1 protein-coding gene is annotated in these 1,236 nt (G+C 45.5%); it reads right to left on the reverse strand.

What is annotated here, in order from left to right:
• Window positions 1-9 precede the first annotated feature (9 nt).
• A protein-coding gene (locus tag AB6E85_RS25830) for an IS3 family transposase (protein WP_372144825.1) occupies window positions 10-1,169 on the reverse strand; the annotation gives its coding sequence in 2 pieces (ribosomal slippage) (window positions 10-911 and window positions 911-1,169; 1,161 coding nt in all).
• Between the last annotated feature and the right edge of the window lie 67 nt (window positions 1,170-1,236).

Raw genomic sequence — 1,236 nt, forward strand, 5'->3', positions numbered from 1 at the left:
ATGTAGTGGTCAACAAATTCCGGACACTGACTTAAGCCGATTTTCGGCATTTACTGGCGACAGCCCATCATTTGTTTGATGAGGCCGTTGCCGATTGTAGTAACTCATCAGGTAATGGCTGATGTCTTTCTTAGCTTGAGCTTGTGTCAGGTAACCTGTTGCTGGTATCCACTCGGTTTTCAAGCTTCTAAATAGCCGCTCCATGGGAGCGTTGTCCCAACAATTACCACGACGGCTCATGCTTTGAGTTATACGATATCGCCAAAGTCTTTGGCGATATTTGCGGCTGCTATATTGGCAACCTTGATCTGAATGGAACATCACGTTCTTCGGACATCCTCGTTGCTCCCAGGCCATGTCCAAAGCTTTAGATACTAATTCGGTATCGGGCTTATCGGATAAAGACCACCCCACAACGCGTCGGCTAAATAGGTCAAGTACTACCGCTAAATAGGTCCACTTCGAACCTGACCAAATATAAGTAATATCGCCACACCAAACACGATTAGGAGTACTCACAGAAAACTCACGCTTCAGTAGATTTGGAATGTCTAACCTCTCTACTTTTGCATGTCTATATCGATGCGAACCTGGCTGTTTACTCATTAAATCAGCTTCACGCATTATCTGGCGAACCTTAAATCGTCCGGCTTTTATGCCTTCTGCGCTCAGCATCGAGACAAGAGTACGACTGCCAGCAGAGCCTCGACTCATGTTGAAGAGTTCTTTAATTTGGCTAGCTAGACGAATACGATTGGCATCCGGCTTGCGTTGCTTAAACTTGTAATAACAAGACGAAGATACGTTGAACAGCTCGCAAAGCATTTTGACCGATTCATGCTCCCTCAACTTGTCTATTAACGAGAACGTTCGAGTTCGTCCGACATTAAGAGAGCGGTGGCCTTTTTTAATATGGATTTTTCTCGTTCTAGCCGGTTAATCCGGGTTTCTAACTCTTGGATTTTCTTTTGCTCAGGCGTGAGGGCTTTAGCCGTTGGAGTCATCCCACCTCGCTCAACTTTGAGTTGGTCGACCCATCGCCGTAAAGCCGTTTCACCTACGCCCATAGAGTTAGCTGCTTCAGGTATGGAGTACCCTTGATCAAGAACCAAACTTGCAGCATCTAGTTTGAACTCAGTAGAAAATGTACGTCGTTGTCGTTTTGTCATTGAACACCTCATTTATGGTGGAGACTTTACCACCTAATTTGGTGTCCGGGATCATTAGACCACTACA

This window comes from Vibrio sp. 10N.247.311.51 (genome assembly GCF_041467855.1).
Taxonomy (GTDB): Bacteria; Pseudomonadota; Gammaproteobacteria; order Enterobacterales; family Vibrionaceae; genus Vibrio; species Vibrio coralliirubri.